The 26,414-nt window shown below is 40.5% G+C and carries 29 protein-coding genes; 24 read left to right on the plus strand and 5 right to left on the minus strand.

All coding sequences use genetic code 11. From position 1 onward, the window contains the following. Positions 1-12 precede the first annotated feature (12 nt). The 3 genes from yaaA to dnaA all read right to left on the minus strand — a co-directional run bounded on the left by yaaA (position 13) and on the right by dnaA (position 2,998). Positions 13-231, minus strand: coding sequence for a S4 domain-containing protein YaaA (gene yaaA / locus O0550_RS21015; protein ID WP_003333982.1), 219 nt, complete (start codon positions 229-231; stop codon positions 13-15). A gap of 29 nt (positions 232-260) precedes the next feature. Further along, complete coding sequence (gene dnaN, locus O0550_RS21020) at positions 261-1,400, minus strand: DNA polymerase III subunit beta (protein ID WP_003333983.1); 1,140 nt, start codon at positions 1,398-1,400, stop codon at positions 261-263. Between the two features lie 236 nt (positions 1,401-1,636). Then, positions 1,637-2,998 carry a chromosomal replication initiator protein DnaA gene (gene dnaA / locus O0550_RS21025; RefSeq protein ID WP_003333984.1) on the minus strand — a complete coding sequence of 454 codons (1,362 nt, stop codon included), beginning with the start codon at positions 2,996-2,998 and terminating at the stop codon, positions 1,637-1,639. A 586-nt stretch (positions 2,999-3,584) separates the two neighbouring features. Between dnaA and rpmH the strand changes: the two genes are divergently transcribed. The 12 genes from rpmH to O0550_RS21085 all read left to right on the plus strand — a co-directional run bounded on the left by rpmH (position 3,585) and on the right by O0550_RS21085 (position 14,554). Beyond that, positions 3,585-3,719 (plus strand): 50S ribosomal protein L34, encoded by a 135-nt coding sequence (rpmH, locus tag O0550_RS21030; protein ID WP_003333985.1) that lies wholly within the window; start codon positions 3,585-3,587, stop codon positions 3,717-3,719. Between the two features lie 184 nt (positions 3,720-3,903). Next, positions 3,904-4,272: a ribonuclease P protein component gene (rnpA, locus tag O0550_RS21035; RefSeq protein ID WP_003333986.1), complete on the plus strand. Its 369-nt coding sequence runs from the start codon at positions 3,904-3,906 to the stop codon at positions 4,270-4,272. A gap of 6 nt (positions 4,273-4,278) precedes the next feature. Then, positions 4,279-4,500 (plus strand): membrane protein insertion efficiency factor YidD, encoded by a 222-nt coding sequence (gene yidD, locus O0550_RS21040; RefSeq protein ID WP_004432969.1) that lies wholly within the window; start codon positions 4,279-4,281, stop codon positions 4,498-4,500. 34 nt (positions 4,501-4,534) lie between these two features. After that, entirely contained in the window at positions 4,535-5,302 is a 768-nt protein-coding gene (gene yidC / locus O0550_RS21045; RefSeq protein ID WP_258427191.1) for a membrane protein insertase YidC, read from the plus strand. Further along, complete coding sequence (jag, locus tag O0550_RS21050) at positions 5,299-5,940, plus strand: RNA-binding cell elongation regulator Jag/EloR (RefSeq protein ID WP_003333988.1); 642 nt, start codon at positions 5,299-5,301, stop codon at positions 5,938-5,940. Before yidC ends, jag begins: the two co-directional genes overlap by 4 nt. Before the next feature lie 152 nt (positions 5,941-6,092). Further along, positions 6,093-7,469, plus strand: a complete 1,377-nt coding sequence (mnmE, locus tag O0550_RS21055) for a tRNA uridine-5-carboxymethylaminomethyl(34) synthesis GTPase MnmE (RefSeq protein ID WP_162988303.1) — start codon at positions 6,093-6,095, stop codon at positions 7,467-7,469. Positions 7,470-7,480: 11 nt separating this feature from the next. Continuing rightward, complete coding sequence (mnmG, locus tag O0550_RS21060; RefSeq protein ID WP_096886295.1) at positions 7,481-9,382, plus strand: tRNA uridine-5-carboxymethylaminomethyl(34) synthesis enzyme MnmG; 1,902 nt, start codon at positions 7,481-7,483, stop codon at positions 9,380-9,382. An 11-nt stretch (positions 9,383-9,393) separates the two neighbouring features. Next, on the plus strand, positions 9,394-10,110 hold the full coding sequence (gene rsmG, locus O0550_RS21065) for a 16S rRNA (guanine(527)-N(7))-methyltransferase RsmG (RefSeq protein WP_003333992.1): 717 nt from the start codon (positions 9,394-9,396) through the stop codon (positions 10,108-10,110). Positions 10,111-10,746: 636 nt separating this feature from the next. Further along, positions 10,747-11,601, plus strand: coding sequence for a nucleoid occlusion protein (noc, locus tag O0550_RS21070; protein ID WP_003333994.1), 855 nt, complete (start codon positions 10,747-10,749; stop codon positions 11,599-11,601). Between the two features lie 178 nt (positions 11,602-11,779). Further along, positions 11,780-12,538, plus strand: coding sequence for a ParA family protein (locus tag O0550_RS21075; protein ID WP_003344627.1), 759 nt, complete (start codon positions 11,780-11,782; stop codon positions 12,536-12,538). After that, on the plus strand, positions 12,535-13,380 hold the full coding sequence (locus O0550_RS21080) for a ParB/RepB/Spo0J family partition protein (RefSeq protein WP_003344625.1): 846 nt from the start codon (positions 12,535-12,537) through the stop codon (positions 13,378-13,380). The genes O0550_RS21075 and O0550_RS21080 overlap by 4 nt, the downstream gene beginning before the upstream one ends. A 13-nt stretch (positions 13,381-13,393) precedes the next feature. Next, positions 13,394-14,554, plus strand: coding sequence for an aminotransferase class V-fold PLP-dependent enzyme (locus tag O0550_RS21085; RefSeq protein ID WP_258427192.1), 1,161 nt, complete (start codon positions 13,394-13,396; stop codon positions 14,552-14,554). A 58-nt stretch (positions 14,555-14,612) separates the two neighbouring features. On the opposite strand, the gene yyaC is transcribed toward O0550_RS21085, so the two are convergent. After that, a complete protein-coding gene (gene yyaC, locus O0550_RS21090; protein ID WP_258427193.1) occupies positions 14,613-15,236 on the minus strand; it encodes a spore protease YyaC in 624 nt (207 codons plus the stop codon). 205 nt (positions 15,237-15,441) lie between these two features. Between yyaC and O0550_RS21095 the strand changes: the two genes are divergently transcribed. The 4 genes from O0550_RS21095 to pepF all read left to right on the plus strand — a co-directional run bounded on the left by O0550_RS21095 (position 15,442) and on the right by pepF (position 19,124). Next, complete coding sequence (locus tag O0550_RS21095) at positions 15,442-15,693, plus strand: putative Se/S carrier protein (RefSeq protein WP_258427194.1); 252 nt, start codon at positions 15,442-15,444, stop codon at positions 15,691-15,693. Positions 15,694-15,714: 21 nt separating this feature from the next. Further along, complete coding sequence (locus tag O0550_RS21100) at positions 15,715-16,629, plus strand: mechanosensitive ion channel family protein (protein ID WP_258427195.1); 915 nt, start codon at positions 15,715-15,717, stop codon at positions 16,627-16,629. A 4-nt stretch (positions 16,630-16,633) separates the two neighbouring features. Continuing rightward, positions 16,634-16,849: a DUF951 domain-containing protein gene (locus tag O0550_RS21105; RefSeq protein ID WP_003334001.1), complete on the plus strand. Its 216-nt coding sequence runs from the start codon at positions 16,634-16,636 to the stop codon at positions 16,847-16,849. A 343-nt stretch (positions 16,850-17,192) separates the two neighbouring features. After that, a complete protein-coding gene (gene pepF, locus O0550_RS21110; protein ID WP_258427196.1) occupies positions 17,193-19,124 on the plus strand; it encodes an oligoendopeptidase F in 1,932 nt (643 codons plus the stop codon). A 277-nt stretch (positions 19,125-19,401) separates the two neighbouring features. Here pepF and O0550_RS21115 read toward each other — a convergent pair whose 3' ends face one another. After that, positions 19,402-19,617: a hypothetical protein gene (locus O0550_RS21115; RefSeq protein WP_035318993.1), complete on the minus strand. Its 216-nt coding sequence runs from the start codon at positions 19,615-19,617 to the stop codon at positions 19,402-19,404. A gap of 123 nt (positions 19,618-19,740) precedes the next feature. Between O0550_RS21115 and O0550_RS21120 the strand changes: the two genes are divergently transcribed. The 8 genes from O0550_RS21120 (at position 19,741) to O0550_RS21150 (ending at position 26,406) form a co-directional block, all read left to right on the plus strand. Then, the gene (locus O0550_RS21120; protein ID WP_035318991.1) at positions 19,741-20,451 is read left to right on the plus strand and encodes a hypothetical protein; all 711 of its coding nucleotides are present in this window, start codon (positions 19,741-19,743) and stop codon (positions 20,449-20,451) included. 15 nt (positions 20,452-20,466) lie between these two features. Continuing rightward, positions 20,467-20,601 carry a putative holin-like toxin gene (locus tag O0550_RS24755; protein WP_396125774.1) on the plus strand — a complete coding sequence of 45 codons (135 nt, stop codon included), beginning with the start codon at positions 20,467-20,469 and terminating at the stop codon, positions 20,599-20,601. A 495-nt stretch (positions 20,602-21,096) separates the two neighbouring features. After that, complete coding sequence (gene ychF, locus O0550_RS21125) at positions 21,097-22,197, plus strand: redox-regulated ATPase YchF (RefSeq protein ID WP_003344608.1); 1,101 nt, start codon at positions 21,097-21,099, stop codon at positions 22,195-22,197. A gap of 137 nt (positions 22,198-22,334) precedes the next feature. Next, on the plus strand, positions 22,335-22,622 hold the full coding sequence (gene rpsF, locus O0550_RS21130) for a 30S ribosomal protein S6 (protein WP_003334007.1): 288 nt from the start codon (positions 22,335-22,337) through the stop codon (positions 22,620-22,622). Between the two features lie 24 nt (positions 22,623-22,646). Then, the gene (gene ssb / locus O0550_RS21135) at positions 22,647-23,114 is read left to right on the plus strand and encodes a single-stranded DNA-binding protein (RefSeq protein ID WP_003334008.1); all 468 of its coding nucleotides are present in this window, start codon (positions 22,647-22,649) and stop codon (positions 23,112-23,114) included. Positions 23,115-23,166: 52 nt separating this feature from the next. Then, positions 23,167-23,397: a 30S ribosomal protein S18 gene (rpsR, locus tag O0550_RS21140; protein WP_003334009.1), complete on the plus strand. Its 231-nt coding sequence runs from the start codon at positions 23,167-23,169 to the stop codon at positions 23,395-23,397. A 75-nt stretch (positions 23,398-23,472) separates the two neighbouring features. Continuing rightward, the gene (locus tag O0550_RS21145; protein WP_003344607.1) at positions 23,473-24,453 is read left to right on the plus strand and encodes a DUF2232 domain-containing protein; all 981 of its coding nucleotides are present in this window, start codon (positions 23,473-23,475) and stop codon (positions 24,451-24,453) included. Between the two features lie 15 nt (positions 24,454-24,468). Beyond that, the gene (locus O0550_RS21150) at positions 24,469-26,406 is read left to right on the plus strand and encodes a DHH family phosphoesterase (RefSeq protein WP_258427197.1); all 1,938 of its coding nucleotides are present in this window, start codon (positions 24,469-24,471) and stop codon (positions 26,404-26,406) included. Positions 26,407-26,414: the final 8 nt, after the last annotated feature.

Below are 26,414 nucleotides of genomic sequence, written 5' to 3' on the forward strand. Positions count from 1 at the left end.
GGCTTACTCCTCTCAGCGTACAGCCACTTGATAAGAGCCGTACCCTTCAATAACCACTAGATCATCTGGATATAGCTTACGACCACGGCGGTTTTCTTTTTCTCCATTTACCATAATGGGTACCTCAGCTAAAAAAGGCTTAGCCATTCCACCCGTATCAATTACTGAACTTAGTTTTAAAAACTGTCCAAGCGTAATATATTCTGTAGAAATGTAAACTTTATCTGCCATGTGGGAAAACTCCTTTAGGTGGCTACCTCTTAATACGTACGAACTGGCAAGATTAGATGTAGACTCCAATCATGATCAGTAGGTCGAATAATAAATGGGCTCATTGCCCCAGTAAAGCTAGTTACAATCTCAGAGCTGTCAATGGAACGAAGTGCATCAATCATAAACTTTGCGTTGAAGGAGATTTTTAACTCCTCCCCAGTGCATTGTTTTGGCTGAATGGTTTCCGTTACTTTTCCGATCTCTGGTGCATTCGATGAAATTTCTACATTTCCATCTGGCAATGTTACCAATTTTACCACATTGGTTTTTCCTTCACGACTTAATAAGGAAGCACGCTCAATGGATTGTAAAAATTCTTTGGTTGATAAAACAATCTCCGTTTTACAGCCCTGTGGAATAATACGATTTGTATCTGGATAAGTTCCCTCCAACAGTCGGGAATAGAATAAGATATGATTTGATTTTACTAAAATTTGATTGTCGGCTACAACGATATCAACCAAATTCTGATCATCATCTATAATCTTTACCAATTCATTACAACTTTTACCCGGTACAACAATATTATAGAATCGTAGGGATTCAGAACACTCTACTTTTGCATTGCGAGAAGCAAAACGATGGCTATCTGTCGCTACAAATTTTAGTATTCCCTCTTCTAGTGTCCACATAATCCCTGTTAAGATGGGACGCATTTCAGAAGTGGCAACTGCAAAGGATGTTTGGCGAATCATTGTTTTTAATAAATCGCTTGGAATGCTAAAAACCTTATCCTCTTCTAATTGAGGTAATTGAGGATATTCATTAGCATCTAGACCATTGATTGTAAACTCGGCTTGACCTGAACGAATCAACGTAAGTAAACGATCATCTACACTAATATCAATTTCATTAGCTGGCAATTTACGTACAATTTCACTAAAAATACGTGATGGTAGCACAATACTGCCTGGTTCGTGTACAGTAACTCCCCAATTCTCTCCCTCTTCTAATGGAACATGCACCTCAATAGAAATATCTGAATCACTACCAGTTAATGTTAAGCCTTCTTCATTTGCTGTTAGCTTAATACCTGTCAAAATTGGAATCGTTGTTCTAGTTGATACAGCTTTAGCCACATGTGAAACAGCAGTTGATAGTTTGTCACGTTGGACTGTAATTTTCATTATACCTTACCCCCGTATACAAGGATTTGTTCTACAAAAGAATTATGCATATTCCCGTATGCCGTATGCATATATAGTAAGTGATCTTTTATATTAAAAAAATAATAGTAGTAGTAATAGGCGCTGTGGATTTGTGGATATCTGCAAAAAGCGCTGAAAAGTAAAGCCTATACACATGTGGATAAGTTGTGTATAGGCTTTTTAGGTTATTCACAAATGTACACAGGAATAATAGTTTAATGGCCAGCCTTCAATTTTTCAATAAGGTTTTGGATGGTGGCCTGCAATTGAGGATCAACTGCTAATGATTTCGAGATTTTTTCATGGGCATGGATAACCGTTGTATGATCTCGTCCGCCAAATTCGTCCCCGATCTTAGGGAGTGAGGCATCAGTAAGCTCACGAGATAGATACATGGCTATTTGTCTTGGAAAAGCAACGGATTTTGTGCGTTTTTTTGCTTTAAAATCCTCTAATTTTAACGTGTAAGCTTCACCAACTGCACGTTGAATATCAATAATTGTAATGATTTTTGGCTTAGAAGAAGGAATGATGTCCTTGAGGGCCTCTGCTGCCAATTGCGTATCAATATCGCGATTAATCAGAGAAGAATAAGCAACAACGCGAATCAAAGCACCTTCTAACTCACGAATGTTGCTATCAATCTGGTTGGCAATATAAATCATAACCTCATTCGGAATATCCAGATTCTCGGCTTTGGCCTTCTTACGCAGAATGGCAATTCGAGTCTCCAGATCAGGTGGTGAAATATCCGTAATCAAGCCCCATTCAAAACGGGAACGCAATCGATCCTCCAAAGTAGGAATTTCCTTTGGCGGTCGATCGGATGAAATGATGATTTGTTTGCTTTCTTCATGCAGGGCGTTAAAAGTATGGAAAAATTCTTCCTGCGTTGATTCTTTTCCAGCCAAGAATTGAATATCATCTATAAGCAAAACATCTACACTACGATATTTATTGCGGAATTCAACCGCTTTATTATCGCGAATAGAGTTAATAAACTCATTCGTAAATTTTTCAGATGATAAATAGACCACTTTCGCAGATGGATTATGCTGAACGACATAATGGCCAATCGCATGCATTAAGTGTGTTTTACCAAGACCTACACCACCATAAATAAACAGTGGATTGTAAGCTTTCGCAGGTGCTTCAGCTACGGCTAGTGAAGCTGCATGGGCAAAACGGTTCCCCGAACCAATTACAAATGTGTCGAATGTATACTTCGGATTTAAGATACTAGGCGGTTGATCATCGCCAGCTAGAGGTTGAGATACTAATTTTGCTTTCGCCATAGGTAACTCATCAGTAAGACCGAAGTCGGGATTTTGGGGAACGACAAACTTCACCTTCATATGGATTCCTGTCGTTTCATAAAGCGTTTCTATGATAAGTGGTGAATAGCGAGATTCGAGCCAATCACGAGCAAATTCATTTGGAGCGACTACAATCAAAGAGTCTTCCTCTAATGCAGTTGCCTTTGTCGCCTTCAACCAGGTGTCGAAGCTAGGCTTGCTTAATGTTTTCTCGATTTTAGCTAAAACTTTTCGCCATAATTCTATAATCGTTGCGTCCACCTAGTAAATCCCTCCTTTCAGCACTACACAGGCATTGTGGATAATTAAAAATGCTAAATCATATGTCATCACGGACTCCCGTACCTTTTGAGAAAAAAATAAGACAATTATCCGCATAGCTGTGAGTATCTTATTCACAATGCAGAATATCTGTCCACAACCTTATCCACATGCTGTGGAAAAGTAAAAATCTGATTTCACTTATCAACGGATCAAAACAAAAACATGATATCAAATAAAAGCCATGATATCAATGGTTTTTTAATAGTTATCCACAAACACAACAAATAGTAGCCGTATTTCATCAACACCCCTATATTTTGTGTGCAACCTGTTTATAAATTTGTAGAAAACTTTTCTGTGGATAAAAAAGATATACACAGGGGCGGGAAATAATCTTTTGTGGATAGTTATTTATAGTAGAAAACAGACGATGAAAAGAAAAAAGATAGATGTAGGAGGAAGAGAAGGTAAAAGTAGAGGGATTAATTTGGCAAAAGGGATTAGATAACGAGTAACTTGACTTTTTGATTATTTCTTTATATAATTCCAAAGAATGCTTGGAGGACGGAGGTGTAACTTCAATATGAGACCTACATTTAATCCTAACAACCGTAAACGTAAGAAAGATCACGGGTTCCGCAAACGTATGAGCACAAAAAATGGCCGTAAGGTTTTAGCTGCCCGTCGTCGTAAAGGTAGAAAGGTGCTTTCCGCTTAGGCCACATTTTAAAGTGGCCTTTTTCTATAGATAATACGTAAGAGTACTTCTATAGAAAAAGGTGAGAGAATATATGTGAGGAGCCAGCCCTGTCTGGCTTCTTCCTTTGTTTCTTGGTAATACTAGAAGCAGTGGAATGCGCCCTTTTTTTCCACTATAATGTTGATGGTAGGGGTGTCCACCAATGCATCGCTCGCATCGATTGCGAAAAAATGAAGAGTTTCAGAAGGTTTTTCAAAAGGGAAAATCAGCTGCTAACAAACAATTTGTTATTTATACATTAGAAAATCAGGGACAAGCCACTTTTCGAATCGGGATCTCTGCCAGTAAAAAAATTGGCAACGCTGTCACGCGTAATAAAGTTAAGCGACTTTTAAAAGAAGCGATTGCTGCGATTGAAGATCGAATCAAGCCTCATTTGGATATCATTGTAATTGTGAGACCAGGGGTAGAAGAGATGCCGCTTGCTTCCATACAGGGCTCTTTAATGCATGCTTTAAAAAGAGCAAAAGCAATAAAGGCGGTTGAGATACATAACGAAAAAAGAGGTTAGATGATAATGAAGAAATTTTTGATTGGGTTTATCCGCTTTTATCAGAAATTTATTTCACCATTAAAGCCTCCAACCTGTCGATTTGCGCCTACGTGTTCCTTTTATGCGATTGAAGCCATACGCCGTTTTGGTGTATGGAAGGGTGGGTGGTTAGCTATTGTGCGAATTGCTAAATGTCATCCCTTTCATCCAGGAGGAATTGATCCAGTACCAGAGAAACATAAATAATATAATTTTCCTTAACTAAAGGAGGAACATGTCTTTGAGTAGTCGTATTCGCTATGTCCTTCTGCTTGGATTCCTTATGGTAATTCTGGCAGGATGTGGGACTGATATTGCACATCCTCCGCCAATTGGTCCTGAATCAACTGGAATCTGGGATAAATTCTTCGTTTATCCGCTATCTTGGCTGATCAAGGAATCCGCACTTTTACTTGGCGGTAGCTTCGGGCTTGGAATTTTGGTTGCGACGATTTTAATTCGTACGTTGACATTGCCACTTAACGTGAAGCAAATTAAATCTTCCAAGGCAATGCAGGTTATTCAACCGGAACTTCAAAAAATCCGAGATAAGTACAAGAATGATCCACAAAGAGTACAGCAAGAGACCATGTTATTATTCCAAAAAAATAACATTAACCCACTGGCAGGATGTTTACCGTTATTGGTACAAATGCCTATTCTTATTGCTTTTTATAATGCGATTATTCGCACGAGCGAAATTCGAGAGCAATCGTTTTTATGGATGCAGCTAGGTGAAAAGGACCCGTTCTTTATCTTGCCAGTTTTAGCTGCTCTGACAACATTCCTGCAACAAAAAATGATGGGTTCTGCGATACAAAACAACCCTCAAATGCAAATGATGTTGTACATGATGCCTATCATGATTTTGGTAATTTCTATGACGTTACCTTCTGCCCTTGCTTTGTACTGGGTATACGGTAACATCTATATGATTATCCAAACGTATTTCTTATACAAAGATAACCGTACTACTCAGAAAAGTCCCAAGGGGGGAGCTTCCAAGTGAAAAAAGCGCTAGCTTCAGCCAAAACGATTGATGAAGCTGTTGAAAAGGCACTGCGAGAACTTGGAGTATCAAGAGACAGAGTAAATGTTCGCGTACTAGAAGAGCCAAGCAAAGGATTTCTTGGTTTGATAGGTACGAGAGATGCAAAAGTAGAAGTGGAAGTACAGTATGATCCGATTGAAGAGGGACGCGGATTTTTAGCTGATGTGTTAAAGCAAATGAACCTCAATGTGAAAATCGATTCCCAAAAGCAATCAGAAGGTACCGTTTTCCACATGATTGGTGAAGATCTGGGCATGGTGATTGGTCGACGTGGTCAGACATTGGATTCCTTGCAATATTTGGTTAACGTTGTAGCCAATAAACATGCAGAAAAGCACGTTCGCATTATTTTAGATGCAGAAAATTATCGAGCAAAGCGCAGAGAGGCACTAGAGAAATTAGCTTATCGTCTTGCTCAAAAAGCGATTCACACCAAACGAAACGTACGTTTGGAACCAATGACAGCGGCAGAACGAAAAGTGATTCACGCCTTTTTGCAAACACGTACTGATGTCATTACATTTAGTGAAGGTGAAGAACCGCATCGTTATATTGTGGTTGCACCGAAAACAAAGGAAAAAGAAGCCTCACGTTAGGCTTCTTTTTTTTTGTGCGTTTTACCTGATTTGATTTTGCTAATACTGTGGATAAGTCTCAATGGCAGGCGCTCTATTCATTGTGGAAAAAATATGATATGCTAAGGCGTTAGGAAAAGAATGCCTACTTCATAGTTTTGAGGTGAAATATAGTGAATATGGATACGATTGCAGGTGTGGCCACGCCCATGGGGGAAGGTGGAATTGCAGTCATTCGCGTGAGTGGCGATGATGCAATTTCGATTGTGGATAAAATCTATCGAGGTAAAAATAAGTTATCCACTGTGGATAGTCATACGATACATTATGGTGCGCTGGTAGATCCAGTTGCTAATGAGCAAGTAGAGGAAGTACTAGTTTCTGTTATGAAGGCACCACGTACTTTTACACGGGAGGATGTAGTGGAAATCAATTGCCATGGAGGTTTGATTTCTGTAGAGAAGGTCCTCGATCTGGTGCTGGAGCATGGAGCAAGATTGGCAGAACCGGGGGAATTTACGAAAAGAGCCTTTTTAAACGGCCGTATTGATTTATCACAAGCGGAAGCCGTTATTGACCTGATTCGGGCTAAAACGGATAAAGCTTTAAAGGTAGCCTTATCACAAGTAGAGGGAAAGCTGTCCAAGCTAATTAAGGGCTTGCGTCAGGAGTTAATAGAAGCAATGGCTCATATTGAGGTAACGCTTGATTATCCTGAGCATGATGTAGAAGAATTTACCCAGAATTTCCTCCTAGGTAAGTGTGAGGAGGTAAAACAACAAGTGGCTCGTTTACTACAAACGGCTAAACAAGGTAAAATCCTGCGCGAGGGATTATCTACTGCGATTATCGGAAGGCCTAACGTTGGAAAATCGTCATTATTAAATAGCTTTGTACAGGAAGATAAGGCGATTGTAACAGAGATTGCTGGGACGACTCGCGACGTTATCGAGGAATATGTAAATGTAAGAGGGGTTCCTCTTCGTCTAATTGATACAGCTGGAATTCGGGAGACAGATGACATTGTTGAAAAAATCGGGGTAGAAAAGTCTCGCCAAATTCTTCAACAAGTCGATTTAGTGCTGCTTATGGTAAACTATAATGAGTTTTTAAACGATGATGATCTCGCTATTTTTGAGGCTGCTAAAGGCTTGCAGGTCATCATTATCGTCAATAAAACTGATTTAGAGCAAAAGCTGGATATAGATAAGATAAAAGAGGCTTTTCCGAGTGCACCTTTAATTTTAACGTCCATCAAGGAAGAGAAGGGAATCGATCAGTTAGAGCAAGCTATCGCCCATCTATTCTTTACAGGTCGTGTCCAACAGGAAGACATGACATATGTCAGTAACGCCCGCCATATTAATTTGCTGCGTCAGGCCGAACAGGCTATGGCAGATGCTATTGACGGTGTTCATCAACAAATGCCGGTAGATATGGTGCAGATAGATATTAAAAAGGCGTGGGAGTTATTAGGAGAAGTAATCGGAGAGAGTGTTGGCGAGGACTTAATTGATCAGATTTTCTCCCAATTCTGTCTCGGTAAATAGGAGGTAGAAACATGAGCACAACATACAACGGCGGGGAGTTTGACGTAATTGTTATCGGAGCGGGTCATGCAGGGTGTGAATCTGCGTTGGCAGCTGCTCGCATGGGATGTCAAACCCTGCTTATCACGATCAATCTAGATGCTGTAGCCTATATGCCTTGTAACCCGTCAGTAGGTGGCCCTGCAAAAGGACACGTAGTTCGTGAAATTGACGCTTTAGGCGGCGAGATGGGTAAAAATACAGATAAAACCTATATCCAAATGCGGATGCTTAATACAGGAAAAGGCCCGGCTGTTCATGCGTTGCGTGCGCAAGCCGATAAGTTTGCATACCAGCATGAAATGAAGAAAACGATTGAAAATACGCCAAATCTCATTTTGCGTCAAGCGATGGTTGAGGAGCTAATTGTAAATAACGGCGTGTGCGAAGGGGTTATTACCAACACTGGAGCACAGTATAAAGCGAAGGCAGTCGTCGTTACCACAGGAACATACTTACGTGGAAAGATTATTATTGGTGATCTTCAGTATGAAAGTGGACCAAATAACATGCGTCCTTCCGTGCGTTTGGCTGAGCATTTAAAAGAATTGGGCTTTGAGCTTGTTCGTTTTAAAACCGGGACACCGCCTCGCGTGCATAAAAGCAGCGTTGATTTCTCTAAGATGGAAATTCAGCCAGGTGATGAGGAACCACGTGCATTTTCATACGAAACAACAGCTTCGATTCCTGATCAATTACCATGCTGGTTAACATATACGAATCTGGAAACTCATGAAGTGATTCAGGACAATCTGCATCGTGCTCCGATGTATTCTGGTGCAATTGAAGGAACCGGGCCACGTTATTGCCCTTCTATAGAGGATAAAGTAGTACGTTTCAATGACAAACCGCGTCATCAAATCTTCCTGGAGCCAGAGGGTCGTCATACAGAAGAGATGTACGTACAAGGTTTGTCAACCAGTCTGCCTGAGGATGTTCAGTTAAGCATGCTTCGTTCTATGGACGGTATGGAAAATGCTAAAATGATGCGTCCTGGTTATGCCATTGAGTATGATTCCATTGTGCCTACACAATTGTGGCCTTCATTGGAAACCAAATTGATAGAAGGTCTGTTTACAGCAGGACAGATTAATGGTACATCAGGCTATGAAGAGGCAGCAGGACAAGGTCTAATGGCAGGGATAAATGCAGCTCGTAAGGTACAGGGAAAACCTCCAGTGATCTTAGGTCGCGAGGAAGCATATATGGGTGTTCTTATTGATGATCTAGTTACCAAGGGGACGAATGAACCTTATCGTCTGTTAACCTCTCGTGCGGAATACCGTCTCTTGCTTCGTCATGATAATGCAGATATGCGTTTAACTGACATTGGTTACGAAATTGGTTTAATCAGTGAAGAACGCTACAACAAATTTCAACAAAAACGCGAGCTAGTAGCAAAGGAAAAGGAACGTTTGCATTCAACTCGGATTCGTCCAGAAAACGAATTGGCTCAGGAGGTACTTCGAGAAGCAGGTACTCCTGAACTGACAGAGGTGATTGATCTAGCTCAATTATTACGTCGTCCAGAGGTAACGTATGAGCATATCCACCGCATTTCTCCTGCTCCAGAAGAGTTAGATGTAGATGTTCGCGAGCAAGTAGAAATTCAAGTCAAATACGACGGATATATTCGTAAATCGTTAGCTCAAGTAGAAAAAATGAAAAAGGTGGAGGAAAAGCTCATACCGAAAAGGATCGATTATACCGTTATTTCCGGTATGTCGAAGGAAGCGCGTGAAAAGCTACAAAAAATTCGTCCACTAAACATTGGTCAAGCATCACGTATTTCCGGTGTAACGCCAGCTGATATCTCTGTATTGATGATTTATATGGAGCAATTTCATCGCATGCTAAACCAAGCCGCTGAATAGAGGAGACTGGAATGAGCAAACAGGATTTTTCTGCACGCCTACAAGAAAAAGGGATTGTGCTTACTTCCGAACAATTGGACCAGTTTGATCAATATTATCGTCTATTGGTCGAATGGAACGAAAAAATGAATTTAACGGGCATTACCGAAGAGGATGAGGTATATAATAAGCACTTTTATGACTCCATTTCTTTAGCGTTTTATGTTCCGTTGCAGGATATGAAGAAAATGGCCGATGTAGGAGGAGGTGCTGGTTTTCCAAGCATTCCGCTGAAGATTTGCTTCCCTCATTTACAGATGACCATCATTGATTCCTTGCAAAAACGTATGAATTTCCTAAGTCATGTGGGTACAGAACTAGGCCTGACGGATTTGTATCCTGTGCATGGAAGAGCAGAAGAGATTGGACAGGATAAAAAGTACCGTGAACAGTTCGATATCGTATCAGCCAGAGCAGTGGCACGATTGAATTTATTAGCAGAGTTTTGTCTGCCGTTGGTTAAGCAAAACGGCTTGTTCGCTTCCATGAAGGGCCCGGACGTTACGCTTGAACTAAATGAGGCGAAACGGGCTATTAAGCTACTTGGTGGTAAAACCCGTAAGGTAGAGAGCTTTGAGCTACCTGACGAAGCGGGGGAGAGAAATATCATCCTTATCAACAAAATAGAGACAACTCCCAAAACATATCCGCGTCGTCCAGGCATTCCGGCTAAAAAGCCATTGCTATAGTAGCTAGTTAAAGCATGTATATCACGGAGAAGTTGGTCCCAAGTGGGGCTAACTTCTTTTTATATGTGAGCATAGGAAGGATAAATGACTCCATTTTTCACATAAAAATAAAAGAAAACAGGAAAAGTTTTAGCCCAATTAGCCGTTATACAAAGAGAGATATTTCATCCAGATTTTGTTACCCCTCAATGTAAACCAAATTCCAGTGTCTGTAGAAGAGGGCGGAGAGGGTCGAACGGAAAAAGATGAAGTAGAAAAAGAAGAGAAAATATTTGTATTAAAGGTAACAAGCTGGAAGAGAAAAAGCCGTAATGAAGAGAAATAAGACATCGCCATGTTTCACGTGAAACACAAAGATTATCTGTTTCGTCGGCAGGACTTTAAGCTTATGATGAAGAATACTTTGAAGCATAGAGGTGCCGGTTCTATCCGACATCGTCCTGTGCGAAATGTATAGTAACAAAAGCCTTAAGCCAGAGAAGAGATGTTCATATTCTTCTCTCTTTGCTTGTAAAGCGATAAATGTTGGGGAAATGATAAACCTAAGGCACTATCATCGCTGAATTTTGGCCATCAATAAAGAATTGGCCACCAAGAGTTTTTCTAACAGTGTGTAAAGAAGTGGGGGATTTCAGAATGACAGTAAAAAATCAATTTTCACGTTTGTTTGGTCTCTCGGATAAAGCGGAAAACGAGGAGATTAAGCAAATCCCAGTTGATGAGATTGTCCCCAATCCTTATCAGCCTAGAACTGTGTTTGACGATGGGAAAATTGAAGAATTGTGCCAAACCATTAAGACACATGGTATTATTCAACCGATTGTGGTTCGTGTTCGTAATAACCAGTTTGAGATCATTGCGGGAGAGCGCAGATGGCGTGCATCAAAGAAAATCGGTATGGAACGGATACCCGCTATTGTAAAAGATTTTAATGATACACAGACAGCTTCTATTGCTTTAATCGAGAATTTACAACGTGAAGGATTAACGGCCATTGAAGAGGCCTATGCTTATCAAAAACTGATTGACCTTCATAATCTAACGCAGGAGAGCTTAGCGCAACGATTGGGCAAAGGGCAATCGACCATTGCTAATAAATTACGGCTTTTACACTTGCCTCAACAAATTCAGGAAGCTCTCATGGCAAGACGGATTACAGAGCGACACGCACGTGCTTTGATACCGTTAAAGGATGCAGAGCTACAGATTAAGCTATTAGAAGAGATTTCTTTGCGGGAGCTTAATGTGAAGCAAACGGAAACCAGAGTGAAGCAATTATTAGAAATGATGGACAATCCTAAGCCTGAGAAGGAAAAACGGGGAAGATTTAAGGCCTTTTCACGTGATTCGCGCATTGCTATCAATACTGTGCGTCAATCTATTGATATGGTGATTCAAACAGGTCTGCCTGTGGAAACCAATGAAGAGGATTACGATGAATATTATCAATTTACGATTCGTATCCCTAAAAATCAAAAACCTCAGTCATAAAGCGGCATGAGCCGCCTTTCTTTTTCTGTATGATTATGTATATATGGAATACGGGCATCATCTAAAATGTGTACTTTATCAACAAAATCGTTCTTACAAACAGCTAATTTTGCGCGAACAGCGTCAGGAATACGACAAGCTGCTCTCACAAGTAACATGTACAAATGAGGTGGAGATTTTGGGGAAAGTAATTGCAGTAGCCAATCAGAAAGGCGGCGTTGGTAAAACAACCACTGCTGTGAATCTAAGCGCTTGCTTGGCTAGTATAGGCAAAAAGGTTTTATTAGTGGATATCGATCCACAAGGGAATGCTACAAGTGGTGTTGGTATTAATAAAGCCGATGTACGTTATTGCGTATACGATGTACTAATTAATGACATCAGTCCAATTGAAACAACTCTGCCCACTGAGATTGAGGGGTTATCTATTATCCCTGCTACGATACAATTAGCAGGTGCAGAAATAGAGCTAGTACCTACCATTTCACGAGAAATTCGCTTAAAAAAGGCACTAGAGGTCGTGAAAGATAACTATGATTTTGTTATTATAGATTGCCCTCCGTCTTTAGGGATTCTTACAGTCAATTCGCTGACAGCCTCCGACTCGGTGATCATTCCCATTCAATGTGAATATTATGCGCTTGAGGGGCTTAGTCAGCTTTTAAATACAGTTCGATTAGTTCAAAAGCATTTAAATGCTAATCTAGCTATTGAAGGAGTATTGTTAACGATGCTAGATGCGCGTACGAATTTAGGCATTCAAGTAATTGATGAGGTAAAAAAATATTTCCAAGATAAAGTGTATCAAACAATTATTCCACGCAATGTGCGACTAAGTGAAGCACCATCGCATGGACAAGCAATTATCAGCTATGATCCACGTTCGAGAGGGGCCGAAGTTTATACTGAATTGGCTAAGGAAGTGGTCGGTATATGAGTAAACGCTTGGGAAAAGGGTTAGGCGCCTTAATAACCTCTAATTTGATTGAAGAGAGCGAGCAAGTTACAGACGTCGAAATCAGTGAGATCCGTCCCAATCCATACCAGCCTCGTAAAGAATTTGAACCAAAAGCTTTGCAGGAACTAGGGGAATCTATCAAGATTCATGGCATCATTCAGCCTTTAATCGTCCGAAAGAGTATTAAAGGATATGAGTTAGTGGCGGGAGAACGACGTCTGCGTGCTGCTAAATTGGCAGGTTTAAAGAAAGTCCCTGTCGTTATCAAAAGCTATACAGACCAACAGATTATGGAGCTTGCTCTCATTGAAAATTTGCAGCGGGAAAACTTAAATCCGATGGAAGAAGCCGAGGCATATTTTAAATTAATGGAGCATTGTTCCTATACCCAAGAGGAATTAGCACAAAAAGTAGGGAAAAGTCGTCCCCATGTAACCAATATCATGCGATTGTTACAGTTGCCTGATAAAATAAAAGAGCTAGTCGCTACATCTTCCTTATCCATGGGACATGCGAGAGCGTTGATTCCTGTAGAAGATGCAGAGTTACAATGGAAACTGGCTCGTGATGTGATTAAGTACGAGTGGACGGTACGCCAATTGGAGGAAACGGTGAAACAACTGCATGTTTCACGTGAAACCAAAAAGAAAAAGCCTACTACAAAGGAAAAGGTATACGTTCAATGGGAGCAACGTCTACAGAATCGTTTTGGAACGGGTGTTCAAATCAATAAAACGAATAAAAAGGGAAAGATAGAAATAGAATTTTACTCCGATGACGATCTGCAACGCATTCTTGATATTTTGCAAATAGAAGAGTAAAGGGGATTTTCCTATGTCAGTGACTTATTTGGATAATGCCGCATCTTCTTGGCCAAAGCCACCCCAGGTAAAAGAAGCAATGATAGAAGTAATAGACGATTACGCAGCCAATCCTGGTCGTGGAGGACATGCACTGGCGATGAAGGCCAGTAAAGCGTTGTTTCGGACGCGTGTACAACTTGCTAGGTTGTTCGGGATTGAGAATCCGAATAACCTCTTTTTTTACCAAAATGCAACTCAAGCACTCAATCAGGCGATAAAAGGCTTCCTACAGCCGGGGGATCATGTAGTAACCTCATCGATTGAACACAATTCTGTACGCAGGCCACTTGAATATTTGCGCGCGAAGCTTGGAATTGAAATTACATATGTCAGGCCGCGTGAAGATCAGTTCTTTTATGCTGAAGATTTTGCCCAAGCATTTCGGAAAGAGACCAAATTGCTTGTGGTTAGCCACGCTTCTAATCTAACAGGTATGATCTTACCGATTAAGGAGCTTGGAGAATTGTGTGAGCATCATAGGCTTACCTTCTTGGTGGATGCTTCGCAGACAGCAGGTGTTCTACCTATAGATGTTGCCGATATGAAGATTGATATGTTAGCTTTTCCTGGGCATAAGGGGCTATACGGACCACAAGGAACAGGATGCTTATTTGTCAGAGATGAGATTAATCTGGAGCCATTACTACATGGTGGGACCGGAAGCCAATCCGAGGCTATTGAGCAGCCAACGACCAGACCAGACCGCTATGAAAGCGGAACAGCTAATACGGTTGGTATTGCGGGGCTAGGTGCTGGTGTATCGTTCGTCCTGGAAACTGGGATTGAGAAAATTCATCAACAGGAATGGGCGTTAGCAAAAATGACCCTTGAGGAATTAATGAAGATAGACGGGGTAGAGGTATATGGACCAGACCTGTCAATCGAACGGGTTGGGCTGGCTGCGTTTAATATAATGGGAGCAGATGCTTCTGAGATTGCCTTCATTTTAGACCAACAATACCAAATCGCTGTGAGGGCTGGTTATCATTGCACTCCGCTTGGCCATGAGACAGTTGGTACTGAAAAAAGAGGCGCTGTGAGAGCCAGCTTTGGAGTATTTAACGACGAAAATGACGTGAGACGACTGATTTCGGCAATCAGGGAGATTTCCGAGGCATTTTATGTCGGATAAAAGAGGATGAAGATGAAAAAGGCAACCTTACTAGCGTGTGAGGTCGCCTTTTTTACTATCAACTACCGTCTCGTATAAACGGTATATCCTTATATGTGTAATCAAACGGGGAAAACAATTGAGCTGTTGCTTTATGAATAGCTGAGGCAATAATATCAGCCATACTGACTACAACATGTAGCCGAGTGTTTTGTAGGACGAAATACTCCATAAAGCCACCTACGTTGACAATTCCGGTGATATGGAAGTGTCCAACAGCGGGTAACTCTTTTTTTACTCCAGCTCCTGGTTTCACTGGACCATCAACGACGTTAATATATCCTACATGCTGGTATTGCCCTAGACAAGCATCAATGGCTACGATGAGAGCATTAGGATGCTTTTCTGTTATCAGTGCGATCTGATCTGCCAGATTAACAGCATGCACAGGTGATTCAAGTGTCCCATATACGAAAATATCGTCAAGAAAATATGTGTGTAGTCGAGAGCCAACCAAAGGACCTAAGGCATCACCGGTAGAGCGATCTGTTCCGATGCATAGGACTACTAGATCCTGATCTGCTGACTTTTGGAGGAAGCGTTCATAAAGATGCTCAGACAAGTGTCTCGTAGCTGACTCATGCGTGTGGTCAACCCTAAAGGGAGGATAAGAAACATCCCGATTCTCTTCACATCGTTTCATAGATACCTCCGCGAAATAAAAGTATTCCTAGTATATGGAGATTTAGGATGTTTTATACCTGAGGGGGGATTGAGATTAGAAATTGATTAAAAACTGCAAGAGAAAGTAGAAGAGAGAGTCGTCTCCGGGTAAAATAGATAATGCTTTACGAATAAGCTGGTGAGTAAGTGTGATAGAGGCTGGAGGAAAAGGAGAGGGCATAAAGATGGAAAATACCGTCTTGATCGCTTTTGATTCAACACAGCAAGCATTACGGGCAGAAATGTTATTAGAATATGAGGATATCGAAATCGATACCCGACCGACGCCTAAGGAAATTACGGCTGGATGTGCACTATCTATTGAATTTCCCAGCGAGTTATTTGAACGCGCACTGGCTATCATCACTTCACAGCACGTAGTCATACGTGGATTTTTTCATTATGAAAATGGAACTTACGTAGAGATAGGTTTGTAAAAAGAAAGGGGTTAAAGAGACTTGGAGGAAATACAACAGGACTTGAATGCTAACTTGACTGCATTTCAAAAGATGTGGAATCAGGTATATGGAGTACTATCAAATCCAGATTTTTGGGTGGATAAAGGGTTTGCTTTGATTGGGATTATTCTCATTATTGTGTTAGCCCGGATTTTAGTAACCATTATTGGAAAATCAGTTGATCGCATTTTTAGTAATCGAGAGAAAAGTATGATTCAATTTGACAGACGTCGAGTAGATACGATGCGCATACTGGTTAAAAATGTGGCTAGATACACAATCTATTTCGTTACTCTATTGGTGGTACTAAGACAGGTAGGACTAGATTTGCAGCCGGTATTAGTAAGTGCGGGTGTATTGAGTCTTGCTGTAGGTTTTGGAGCGCAGAGCTTAGTAAAAGATGTAATTACAGGATTTTTCATTATTTTTGAAGATCAATTTGCTGTAGGAGATATGGTAACGATCAATGGAGTGACAGGGACCGTCATGGTTATTGGTTTGCGTATCTCCAAAATTAAAAGCTGGACGGGAGAAGTGCATATCTTTCCGAATGGTACGATTAATCAAGTGACTAATTTCTCGGTTCAGAATTCAGTGGCTTTTGTTGATGTGTCTGTCGCTTATGAGGAAGATTTGACACATGTAGAAGAGGTTTTAAAGGAAGTCGTAGAGAAAATGGGGAAAGAAGAAGAGGATATTGTCAATCAACCACAGGTATTGGGTGTTCAAGCGTTGGGACAGTCAGAGGTCATTATTCGTGTGACAGCAGAGTGTAAGCCTAATACGCATTTTGGTATTATGCGTAAGATGAGAGCACGAATTAAACAAGAATTTGTTCGTAGAGGTATTGAAATCCCATACCCTAAAACTGTTATGATGGGAAAAGATAATAAAGTGATAAATCCAGGTGGGTGAATTCATGGAAAGAAAGCAATTTGATCTGGGGGATATTGTCCAGATGAAAAAACAGCATCCATGCGGCACAAATGCATGGAAGATTATTCGTATGGGGATGGACATTCGAATTAAATGTACGGGATGCGATCACAGTGTGATGATTCCGAGATTGGAATTTGAAAAGAAGATGAAAAAAGTATTGGTGCCAGCAGCGCCAAAAGAGTCCGCAGAAGAATAGTTGTAGAGATGCTGAATGCAAAAAAGATGCCTCGGTTATAGGGGCATCTTTTTGTGTATAGAAAAAACTTTCCACAAAAATAAATAAAAAAATGTGGATAACCCAAAAAGTGAAAACCCATATATAGCAAGGCTTTCACTTGTGTATAACTTTTTTTGAAAAAACTATCCACAAAGATATCCACAGGCTTATCCAGGATAGAATTGAATAATTTTGTGACAATTTATCACAATAAAAGAGATGAACACGATCCCATCCAATTTTCTTACATAAAAAATAACGAATCTAGCCTGTTTAGAAATGATGATGGAACTGTTACGTTAGTAGAAAGGAGCAAGTTGCTATGATTTTTCTCAAAGGAAAAAATCTGGTATGGGCAGTTGTTGCATGCACATTTTTTATCCACAGCAGCTTCATGTCTATTTCCTTTGCCTATCCACAAGTGGGTAACAAAGAGACACAACGAACATCATATCAAAATCGCAAAGAAATTCCAACCATTTTTACATGGAATTTATCAGATATTTATCCAAATGTATCAGCGTGGGAAAAAGATAAGCAGGAGACAAAGCGATTAGCCGACGCTTTTGCAACTCAACAGGGCAAATGGGGGAAATCAGCAAAGGCGCTTGCTCAAGGGATGGAAGCGTATAGTCAATTGATGCGGTTACTCGATAAGGTGAATGTGTATGCTACATTGAATTTTGATATACAAACGGCTAATCCAAGTGCTCAGGCAATTGTCAACCAAGCCGAAAAAATCCGAGTATATGTTAAGGAACGAACCTCTTGGGTAGGTCCAGAGCTTGTTTCTATTCCCGATCAAAAGATGAAACAGTTTTTACAGGCACCAGAATTAGCCCCTTATAAACCATTTATTCAAGAAACAATACGTGTAAAACAGCACATGCTTCCAAGAGAACAGGAGCAATTGTTGGCTTCCTTTTCTTCGTTGGGGGGAACGCCAGAAAATATTTATAAGATGATTTCCAAAGACATCCCACTGCCTCTGATAAAAGATGAAACAGGTAAGATGGTGCCGTTAACCAGAACAAACTATGCCACTTATTTGGAAAGCAAGGATCGGCAAGTAAGAAAAGCCGCCTATCAAGCCATGTATCGGACACTAGAGAAATATCAGGATACCTTGGCTCAGACGCTGGCAGGACAAATTAAAGCAAATAACCTATATGCATCAAGTAGAAAGTATAAGAATGCTTTGGAAGCTAGTCTTACACCAAATCAGGTGCCTGTAGAGGTATACGATCAACTCATTTCCACTGTGAATAAGAACATACCGCTCTTGGAGCGTTATCTTAAGCTACGTAAAGAGATGCTTTCATTACCAGAGCTTCATATGTATGACTTATATGTACCCCTTGTAGATCAAAAAAATGATTATATCCCCTATGAACAAGCAAAGGACTTGGTTATAAACGGGCTTGCACCACTTGGTGAGGAGTATGTATCTGTGATTAAAAAAGCGTTGGATAATCGATGGATAGATGTATATTCTACACCTGATAAAAGAACAGGGGCTTACCAATGGGGGGCTTACGATACCCATCCTTATGTTTTATTAAATTATCAAGGCTTAAAAGGAGATGTTTCAACTATTGTCCATGAATTGGGACATGCTATGCAATCGTATTACACAAACAAGGCACAGCCTTATATAACTTCGGGTTATCCGATTTTCACGGCCGAGGTTGCTTCCACTATGAATGAAAATCTGCTATTTACGAGCCAATATAAAAAGGCAAAGACAAATAAAGAGAAAATGGCATTACTCGTGCAAAACTTAGAAAATTTCCGTACCACCTTATTCCGTCAAACTCAATTTGCCGAATTTGAGAAAGCCATGTATGAAGCTGAACAACGCGGTGAAGCACTACAAGCGGACTCCCTTAAAAAAATGTATCTGGATATCAATAAAAAATATTATGGCAAGCAGGTAGTTATGGATCAGGAGATCGCCATGGAATGGGCCCGCGTCCCTCATTTTTTTTATAACTTTTATGTCTATCAATATGCTACAAGCTTTGCGGCATCCGTAGCTCTTGCGAAACAAGTAGAAGAGGGCGGGAAACCAGAAGCTGAACGTTTTATCAAGACGTTACTTTCATTGGGCAGCTCTAAGCCGCCGCTTACTGTTTTGAAGGAGGCGGGGGTAGATATGACCACAGCTAAACCAATAGAGGATGCGATGAAGGTATTTGAAGAGAGACTAGATGAATTGGAAGGATTGCTGAAGGAAGCTAAGAAGAAAACCTAGATAAGCTGGGTTTTCTTTTTTATTGCTTTGATAAGGAGTAGATGTATACGTAGGTTCGAGAGTTGGAATTGTAGGACTGGCAAATGTCTTGTAAAGGAAACATCTCGTAAAGAAAACGAAGCAAACTCCTAATAATAAAGGTTTTTTTCTATAAATAGCTTATAGGAAATAGACTATTAATCCAATTTGGGATGAATAAAAAAAAGACCGCCTACGATATCGTTATGGCGATCTTCGTTATAAAAAATTACGTCGATTTACAGTTCGTAGCACCTTATTACTTTGGCTCCTTTTTGATGAAAAAAGAGAGTAGAATTATCACCGCACTTATTGCTAACTCCCAATAGAAAAGCGTATAGAAAGAATCTAAAGGGTGATTGTAGTATGTTTTAGTAAATTTATATTTTTCTAATGCGAACCATTCACCCCAAACCATCGCCAAAAATAACTGAAAAAACGCTCCAAAAAGAAAAGCAACACCTATTTTAAACATAAAATCTTAATACCCCCTAAATTACGGAATATAATCAAAATACTACAAATGATATAGAATATCCAATAATTGTATGCTAATATAAAAATGCTTAAATTTTACAATAATGGAGGAATTAGTATTGTGAAAAAGCTAGTAAGTTTATCATTAGTGGCAGCATTATCAATTGGAATTTCAATGCCTTGGATGGGGAATAATGTCCAAGCCAATGAGTTACCGGCTACGTTGAGCGAAAGCAGCATTGTCCCAGACAAAATTGAATACATCACAAGTGAAAAAGGCGAAAGAGTACCTGTTATTTACATCGCTGATCCTGATAAGGCCCAAAAATTTATGGAACAGAATGGATTTAAAAAAGAATCCGCCATCAAGGATCAAACTGCTAAAGACAGTGAAAAAAAAAAAGGTATCCAGCCAGCTCTTTTTGATACTTATGAATATGTTGATTACGTTGGACCTATGAAATACGATTATAGAGTGGACTATACAGAAAATAGGACAAAAAAGGATTTTGAATGGGTACGTACAGTGGAGAGAGAGTCATACTCCAAAACTTCGATAAATGTGGGTGGGGGATTTGAAAAGGTTTTTAATGCTGAGGTAGGAAAAGAATGGGTTGAGGAAGCCAAATATAAAGATACATTCACCGTGAAAATTCCTCCCAAAAAACAAGGGGAAATTTGGACATGGAATAATGCTAGGGTGTATAAATTTAAAGAAATTGGAACGTTCAGTACAGTCAATTTCACCGCCACTCTAGTAACCAATTATTTTGGTAATAGTATCGTCGTTACAGACTTTAGAGATCCTCATGGCAAACCTCCTAGAAAATAAAAAGAGCACATAGCAATCACTCACGAAACTCCTTCTCTATTGTTCCAGTTTGGTAGCTTCCTTGTGAGCTTGCCGGGATTAGTCGTGACAAGAGTCACCGTTCCCCCGGCCCCAAAAAGTAAGACCGCCATTAAGCCTTCCAAAGGCTGACGATCTTACCCAATGCTAGTCAATCCCATTGAGAGATAGCCTATTGTATAGAATCGTAGGTGCGCCAGCATCTACGTTTTTTTATTTACTCCATACCTAAACCTTGTAGATATATATATATAATTTTTACGCAACAAAATGTATTGCATACAATAAAACCTTACAGTCAGGGAAGCGATATAAAATTGCAATAGGCATTAAGAAATGCAACAATGAGTTTATTGACAAGATAGGCGCTATATTTTGTATGAAATTTGATACTCTATATCCCAAAAGGAAAATCGGTATTATAACTGACTGTAAAATTAAGGCTGAACTTGGTTTAAAAACGACGACTTTTTATAAGATATGAAACAAATATGAAAAAGAAATTTTAGGTCAAGTTGTGGGAACCATTTCTATTAAAGATTGGGAACTGTGTGATTGTATTATAACCAGTAAGTCTTTATACTAAAGAGCATGTTCTATTTCGGAAAATAAGGAGTGTATATATACATGGGTTCGAGCGTTGGAATTGTAGGTCTTCCGAATGTTGGGAAATCTACCCTATTTAATGCAATTACGCAAGCGGGAGCAGAATCCGCAAACTATCCTTTCTGTACCATTGATCCTAACGTGGGTATCGTAGAAGTACCTGATCCACGTCTAAACAAATTAACAGAGATCGTTGTTCCAAACAAAGTTGTACCTACCGCTTTTGAATTCGTGGATATTGCTGGTTTGGTTAAAGGAGCGAGCAAAGGGGAAGGATTGGGGAACCAATTTTTGGCCCATATTCGTGAAGTAGATGCGATTGCACAGGTGGTACGTTGCTTTGAAGATCAGAACATTGTACACGTTGCAGGTAAAGTAGACCCTCTAAGCGATATCGAAACCATTAACCTGGAATTGGTATTTGCTGATTTAGATTCCGTTACTCGCCGTATTGATCGTATGGGGCGTAAAGCGAAATCAGGTGATAAAGAGGCAAAGGTAGAGCTTGAGGTATTAGAAAAACTAAAGGCCGCTTTTGAAGAAGGTCAAGCAGCACGTGGTGTTGAGCTAACAGAAGATGAGCTTAAAATCATTCGTGACCTGCACCTGTTAACCATTAAACCAATGCTGTATGTTTGTAATGTAGCGGAAGACGGCATCCACAATGCTGATGAGAATCCGCATGTGCAAGCAGTTCGCAAGCATGCTGAAGCTGAAGGCGCTGAGGTAGTTATTATCAGTGCAAAAGTAGAATCCGAAATTGCTGAATTAGAAGGCGAAGACAAGGAAATGTTCCTAGAAGAGCTAGGACTGCAAGAATCAGGTCTTGACCGCTTGATCCGAGCTGCTTATTCCTTGCTTGGTTTGATTACGTACTTCACGGCTGGGGTTCAAGAGGTGCGTGCATGGACAGTTCGTCGCGAAACCAAGGCTCCTCAGGCTGCTGGTGTTATTCATACAGACTTTGAGCGTGGATTTATTCGTGCCGAAGTGGTAGCTTATGATGATTTGGTAGCGGCGGGCAATGTGAATGCTGCTCGTGAAAAAGGGAAATACCGCTTGGAAGGTAAAGAATACGTGGTAAAAGATGGCGACGTTATTCATTTCCGTTTCAACGTGTAATCTCTTGATTTGTCCTTAATGGTTTGTTATAATGCTTAAATGCGAGTATGGAAATGGGTGCCTCTAGTAGGTTTCATTAGCACTCGCTCCTTGCCCTTTTTTAAAGGGCCGCTAGTCCAAAAGGAGGTGAAGAAGGTATGCGTCAATATGAAGTAATGTACGTATTGCGTCCAGACCTTGAAGAAGAGAAAGTGAAAGCGAATGTAGCTCGTTATAGCGAAATCGTTACTAACAATGGTGGAGAAATCACCAAGCTTCAAGAAATGGGTAAGCGTCGTCTTGCTTATGAAATCCAAAAGTTCAAGGATGGTTTCTACGTTTTGATGAACTTTAAAGCTAACGCTGAGGTTGTTTCTGAAACTGAGCGTTTGATGAAAATTAACGACGACGTTATTCGTTTCCTTTTCGTAAGAGAAGATCAGTAATCGTTGTCGCGGGGAGGGAGTCTTATGCTAAATCGTGTTATTCTAATTGGAAACTTAACCAAGGACCCTGAATTGCGTTATACGCCCAATGGTGTTGCGGTAACGACCTTTACCTTGGCGATAAATCGTCCTTATTCTGGAGCCGGTGGCGAAAAAGAAACGGACTTTATCAATATTGTAGCATGGCGTCAATTGGCTGATCTATGTGCAAACTATCTTCGTAAAGGTAGAAAAGCTGCTGTAGAAGGCCGTTTACAAACCAGAAGCTATGATAATAAAGAAGGTAAAAGAGTATACGTAACAGAAGTTGTTGCAGATAACGTGCAATTCCTAAGCTCACGTGAAGCGAGTGAAGGAAACACCGGCTATGACCCTGGTCCAAGCTATGGTGGCACGCGTCCGGCTTCCAAAGGTAATAACGATTCATTTAATGACCCCTTCGCCGATTCTGGAAAGCCGATTAACATCTCAGATGATGATCTGCCTTTCTAGTTAAGTTCTAGATCGTATGTAAACTATCATAACTTGAAAAGGAGGGACTCTCATGGCACGTAAAGGACGTCCTAATAAACGCCGTAAAGTTTGCTACTTTACTGTTAATAAGATTAAAAAGATCGATTATAAAGATATTGATCTTCTTAAGAAGTTCATCAGTGAGCGTGGTAAAATCTTACCTCGTCGTGTAACTGGTACTTCTGCTAAATATCAACGTAGATTGACAATCGCTATTAAACGCGCTCGTCAAGTAGCGTTGCTGCCATATACGGCTGAATAGAATCAATAAAGTCAAAGGGGGGCACAGAGCGTGGCCCCTCTTTTTCCATATTTATAAGAGGGGAGTCGCTCCTGTTTGCCTAATCGAACAAAACAACTAGCAGAAAGTGCTTTGTTACTGGGAATTGCAGGCGTGTTTCTCTTTGTAAGCCTTGCAACTCCTCTATCTGGCGTATTCTCTTTCTTGTTGCCTATTCCGTTCATTATTTTAGCCATGAGACGTACTGGCAAACAAATGATTATCATAGCAATAGCATATGCTGTACTTGGGCTGATCATTAGCTCGATTGCTGGTGTTATTTTTGCGATATCTGCCGTATTGCTGGGCTGGGTGATGGGCTTTGCGTATAGGAATACCAATCGGGCATTTCCAAGTATTTTTGCAGGTTCTATTGTTAAAGCGCTGTCTTATGTATTTTTAGTGTATGTATCATCGAAGCTGATGGGCATTGATATTGTTCAGCAATTCCATCAAGGAAAAGAATTAGTTTTAAATAATCCGCAGCTTTTGGAGTTAAGGCCTCCAGAGTTTACCGTAGAGGCATGGAAAAAATTTTTAATTGACATATTTGAGATGTTGACCATGCTGTTGCCGTTTATCATTATGTTTGGTAGCTTTGTATCTACCACGTTCATTCATTGGTTGGCACGGCTGATCAGTAAAAGACTGTCCATTCAAATTCCAGCTTTGCCACCTATACGACAATGGCAATTACCGAGATCACTTCTGTTTTTTTATGTGGTTACGTTGCTGTTTATGCTCTTCAATAGGAATACAATGGGTCAAACAACGACTGGTTCTTTGTTATTTAACTTGTTTTATGCACTGCAATTCCTGTTTTTTATTCAGGGAGTAGGGTTTGTTGCGTTCGTTGTTGATAAATATAAGAGCAAATGGCGTTTTCCATATGTCTTTGCTGGAGTATTTATTTTTCTCATCCTAGCTACTATACTTAATATAGGCGGGGTAGTATTATTGTTGACTACCGTATTAGGATTCGTGGGATTGCTTGATTTGGGCATACGATTACGTACTAGACTTGAGAGTAGAAAGTGAAGAGGAGCTGAGTAAATGCCCAAGTTCCTGTTTAAACGTTGGTATGGCTTACATATGGTTTTAGCTTTAAGTTTTAGCTTAGTGCTTGTCGCCATCTTAACGTTATATCACTGGATATATGGCGCGATAGGGATAGTGTGCATTATCGGTCTCATATTAGCCACGCTTCAAATTGAAAAGAGATTTCAGCAAGACTTAAAAATGTATATTGCCACTATTAATCATCGAGTTAAGAAGGCAAGTGAAGGCGTATTGCAGGAAATGCCGATTGGGATACTGCTGTTTAATGAGGATCGAGAGGTTGAGTGGACGAATCCTTATATGCAACAAATGACCAATATGGAGAATTTGATCGGAAAAGAACTAGCTGAACTATTTCCTGCCCTTGAATGGAAAGCAGAACAGAAAAAGCTTGATTTCACCTTTGGCGAGCGGATTTATGAGGTTTTAATTCGCCCCGAGGAACGTTTGCTGTATTTTACCGATGTAACCGAATATAAAGAGCTAGCTATTCGGTATCAGCAAGAAAAAACCATTGTGGGTATCATTCATCTCGATAACCTTGATGAACTGAGTCAGGTAATGGATGACCAAAGCCGTACATTACTTACGACTAGTGTATCTGGTGTGATACTCGAATGGGCACAGAAGCATGGGATTTTACTTCGTCGCATGAGTTCTGATAAGTTTTTAGCGGTTATGGATCGGGCTACCTTGGATCGGTTAGAAGAAACACGTTTTGATATCTTGGATGTCGTGCGAGAAATGACGGCTGACAACAAGATTCCTATTACGTTATCCATTGGGGTAGGTGCAGCAATGCCAAGCCTAGTGGAAGTGGGCAAAAATGCTCAGTCCAGTCTAGATATTGCTCTTGGACGCGGTGGTGACCAAGCAGCGGTGAAGATTGGAAATAAATTAACCTTCTATGGTGGCAAGTCGAATGCCGTTGAAAAACGGACGCGTGTTCGTGCGCGAGTTATTGCTCATGCGCTACGTGATTTAATCCACGAAGCTGAGCAAGTTATTGTCATGGGACATAAGAATGCCGATATGGATTCTATCGGTGCTTGTCTTGGTGTGATAAAAACCGTACAAATACACAACAAACCAGGCTTTATTGTGTTGGACGAGGTAAATCCAGCGATTGAACGACTTATGAAGGAAGTGAATCAATCCCCGCTAGCGGAAGCATTCATTTCACCAGATCAAGCCCTACAGATTGTATCTTCAAGAACTTTATTAGTGATTGTAGATACACATCGTCCGTCACTTGTGGTTGAATCCCGTCTGTTGCAAGAAACCAGCCGCATTGTGGTTATTGATCACCATCGCCGTTCTGAGGAATTTATTAATGATCCAGTTCTGTTATATTTGGAGCCATACGCTTCCTCTACAGCAGAGCTAGTTACGGAGCTTCTACAGTACCAGACTGATCGTGTTAGCCTAGATAGCGTGACTGCTACAGGGCTATTAGCCGGGATTGTAGTTGATACCAAAAGCTTTGCATTCCGTACAGGTTCACGTACCTTTGAGGCAGCCTCCTTCTTGCGGAGGAATGGTGCCGATACTGCAATGGTGCAGCGTTTCTTGAAAGAGGATATCCAACAGTTTGTCAAACGCGCACGCGTAGTTATGAATACAGAGGTGTATCGTGACAAGATGGCAATCGCTGTGGGTGATCCTAAGGAAACCTACACTCAGGTACAGGTAGCACAAGCAGCAGAGGCTCTATTAACACTTGAGGGAGTTCAGGCTTCGTTTGTCATTGCTATGCGAGCTGATGAAGTAGTTTTAATAAGTGCCCGTTCCTTAGGCGATATAAATGTACAGTCCATCATGGAAAAAATGGGTGGAGGCGGTCATTTAAATGGAGCCGCTACTCAGATGAAAGATATTGCCATACCTGACGCTGTACGATTGTTAAAAGATGTTATAGACACAGAATTGTAAAGGAGGAC

Origin of the sequence: Brevibacillus halotolerans (assembly GCF_026891775.1) — a bacterium.
Taxonomy (GTDB): domain Bacteria; phylum Bacillota; class Bacilli; order Brevibacillales; family Brevibacillaceae; genus Brevibacillus_B; species Brevibacillus_B halotolerans.

Bases quoted from the DNA above. Each gene is read 5' to 3' on its own strand.
- yaaA (WP_003333982.1), bottom strand. From the start codon at position 231: ATGGCAGATAAAGTTTACATTTCTACAGAATATATTACGCTTGGACAG.
- dnaN (WP_003333983.1), bottom strand. From the start codon at position 1,400: ATGAAAATTACAGTCCAACGTGACAAACTATCAACTGCTGTTTCACAT.
- rpmH (WP_003333985.1), top strand. From the start codon at position 3,585: ATGAGACCTACATTTAATCCTAACAACCGTAAACGTAAGAAAGATCAC.
- rnpA (WP_003333986.1), top strand. From the start codon at position 3,904: ATGCATCGCTCGCATCGATTGCGAAAAAATGAAGAGTTTCAGAAGGTT.
- yidD (WP_004432969.1), top strand. From the start codon at position 4,279: ATGAAGAAATTTTTGATTGGGTTTATCCGCTTTTATCAGAAATTTATT.
- mnmG (WP_096886295.1), top strand. From the start codon at position 7,481: ATGAGCACAACATACAACGGCGGGGAGTTTGACGTAATTGTTATCGGA.
- rsmG (WP_003333992.1), top strand. From the start codon at position 9,394: ATGAGCAAACAGGATTTTTCTGCACGCCTACAAGAAAAAGGGATTGTG.
- noc (WP_003333994.1), top strand. From the start codon at position 10,747: ATGACAGTAAAAAATCAATTTTCACGTTTGTTTGGTCTCTCGGATAAA.
- O0550_RS21080 (WP_003344625.1), top strand. From the start codon at position 12,535: ATGAGTAAACGCTTGGGAAAAGGGTTAGGCGCCTTAATAACCTCTAAT.
- O0550_RS21085 (WP_258427192.1), top strand. From the start codon at position 13,394: ATGTCAGTGACTTATTTGGATAATGCCGCATCTTCTTGGCCAAAGCCA.
- yyaC (WP_258427193.1), bottom strand. From the start codon at position 15,236: ATGAAACGATGTGAAGAGAATCGGGATGTTTCTTATCCTCCCTTTAGG.
- O0550_RS21095 (WP_258427194.1), top strand. From the start codon at position 15,442: ATGGAAAATACCGTCTTGATCGCTTTTGATTCAACACAGCAAGCATTA.
- O0550_RS21105 (WP_003334001.1), top strand. From the start codon at position 16,634: ATGGAAAGAAAGCAATTTGATCTGGGGGATATTGTCCAGATGAAAAAA.
- pepF (WP_258427196.1), top strand. From the start codon at position 17,193: ATGATTTTTCTCAAAGGAAAAAATCTGGTATGGGCAGTTGTTGCATGC.
- O0550_RS21115 (WP_035318993.1), bottom strand. From the start codon at position 19,617: ATGTTTAAAATAGGTGTTGCTTTTCTTTTTGGAGCGTTTTTTCAGTTA.
- ychF (WP_003344608.1), top strand. From the start codon at position 21,097: ATGGGTTCGAGCGTTGGAATTGTAGGTCTTCCGAATGTTGGGAAATCT.
- rpsF (WP_003334007.1), top strand. From the start codon at position 22,335: ATGCGTCAATATGAAGTAATGTACGTATTGCGTCCAGACCTTGAAGAA.
- ssb (WP_003334008.1), top strand. From the start codon at position 22,647: ATGCTAAATCGTGTTATTCTAATTGGAAACTTAACCAAGGACCCTGAA.
- rpsR (WP_003334009.1), top strand. From the start codon at position 23,167: ATGGCACGTAAAGGACGTCCTAATAAACGCCGTAAAGTTTGCTACTTT.
- O0550_RS21150 (WP_258427197.1), top strand. From the start codon at position 24,469: ATGCCCAAGTTCCTGTTTAAACGTTGGTATGGCTTACATATGGTTTTA.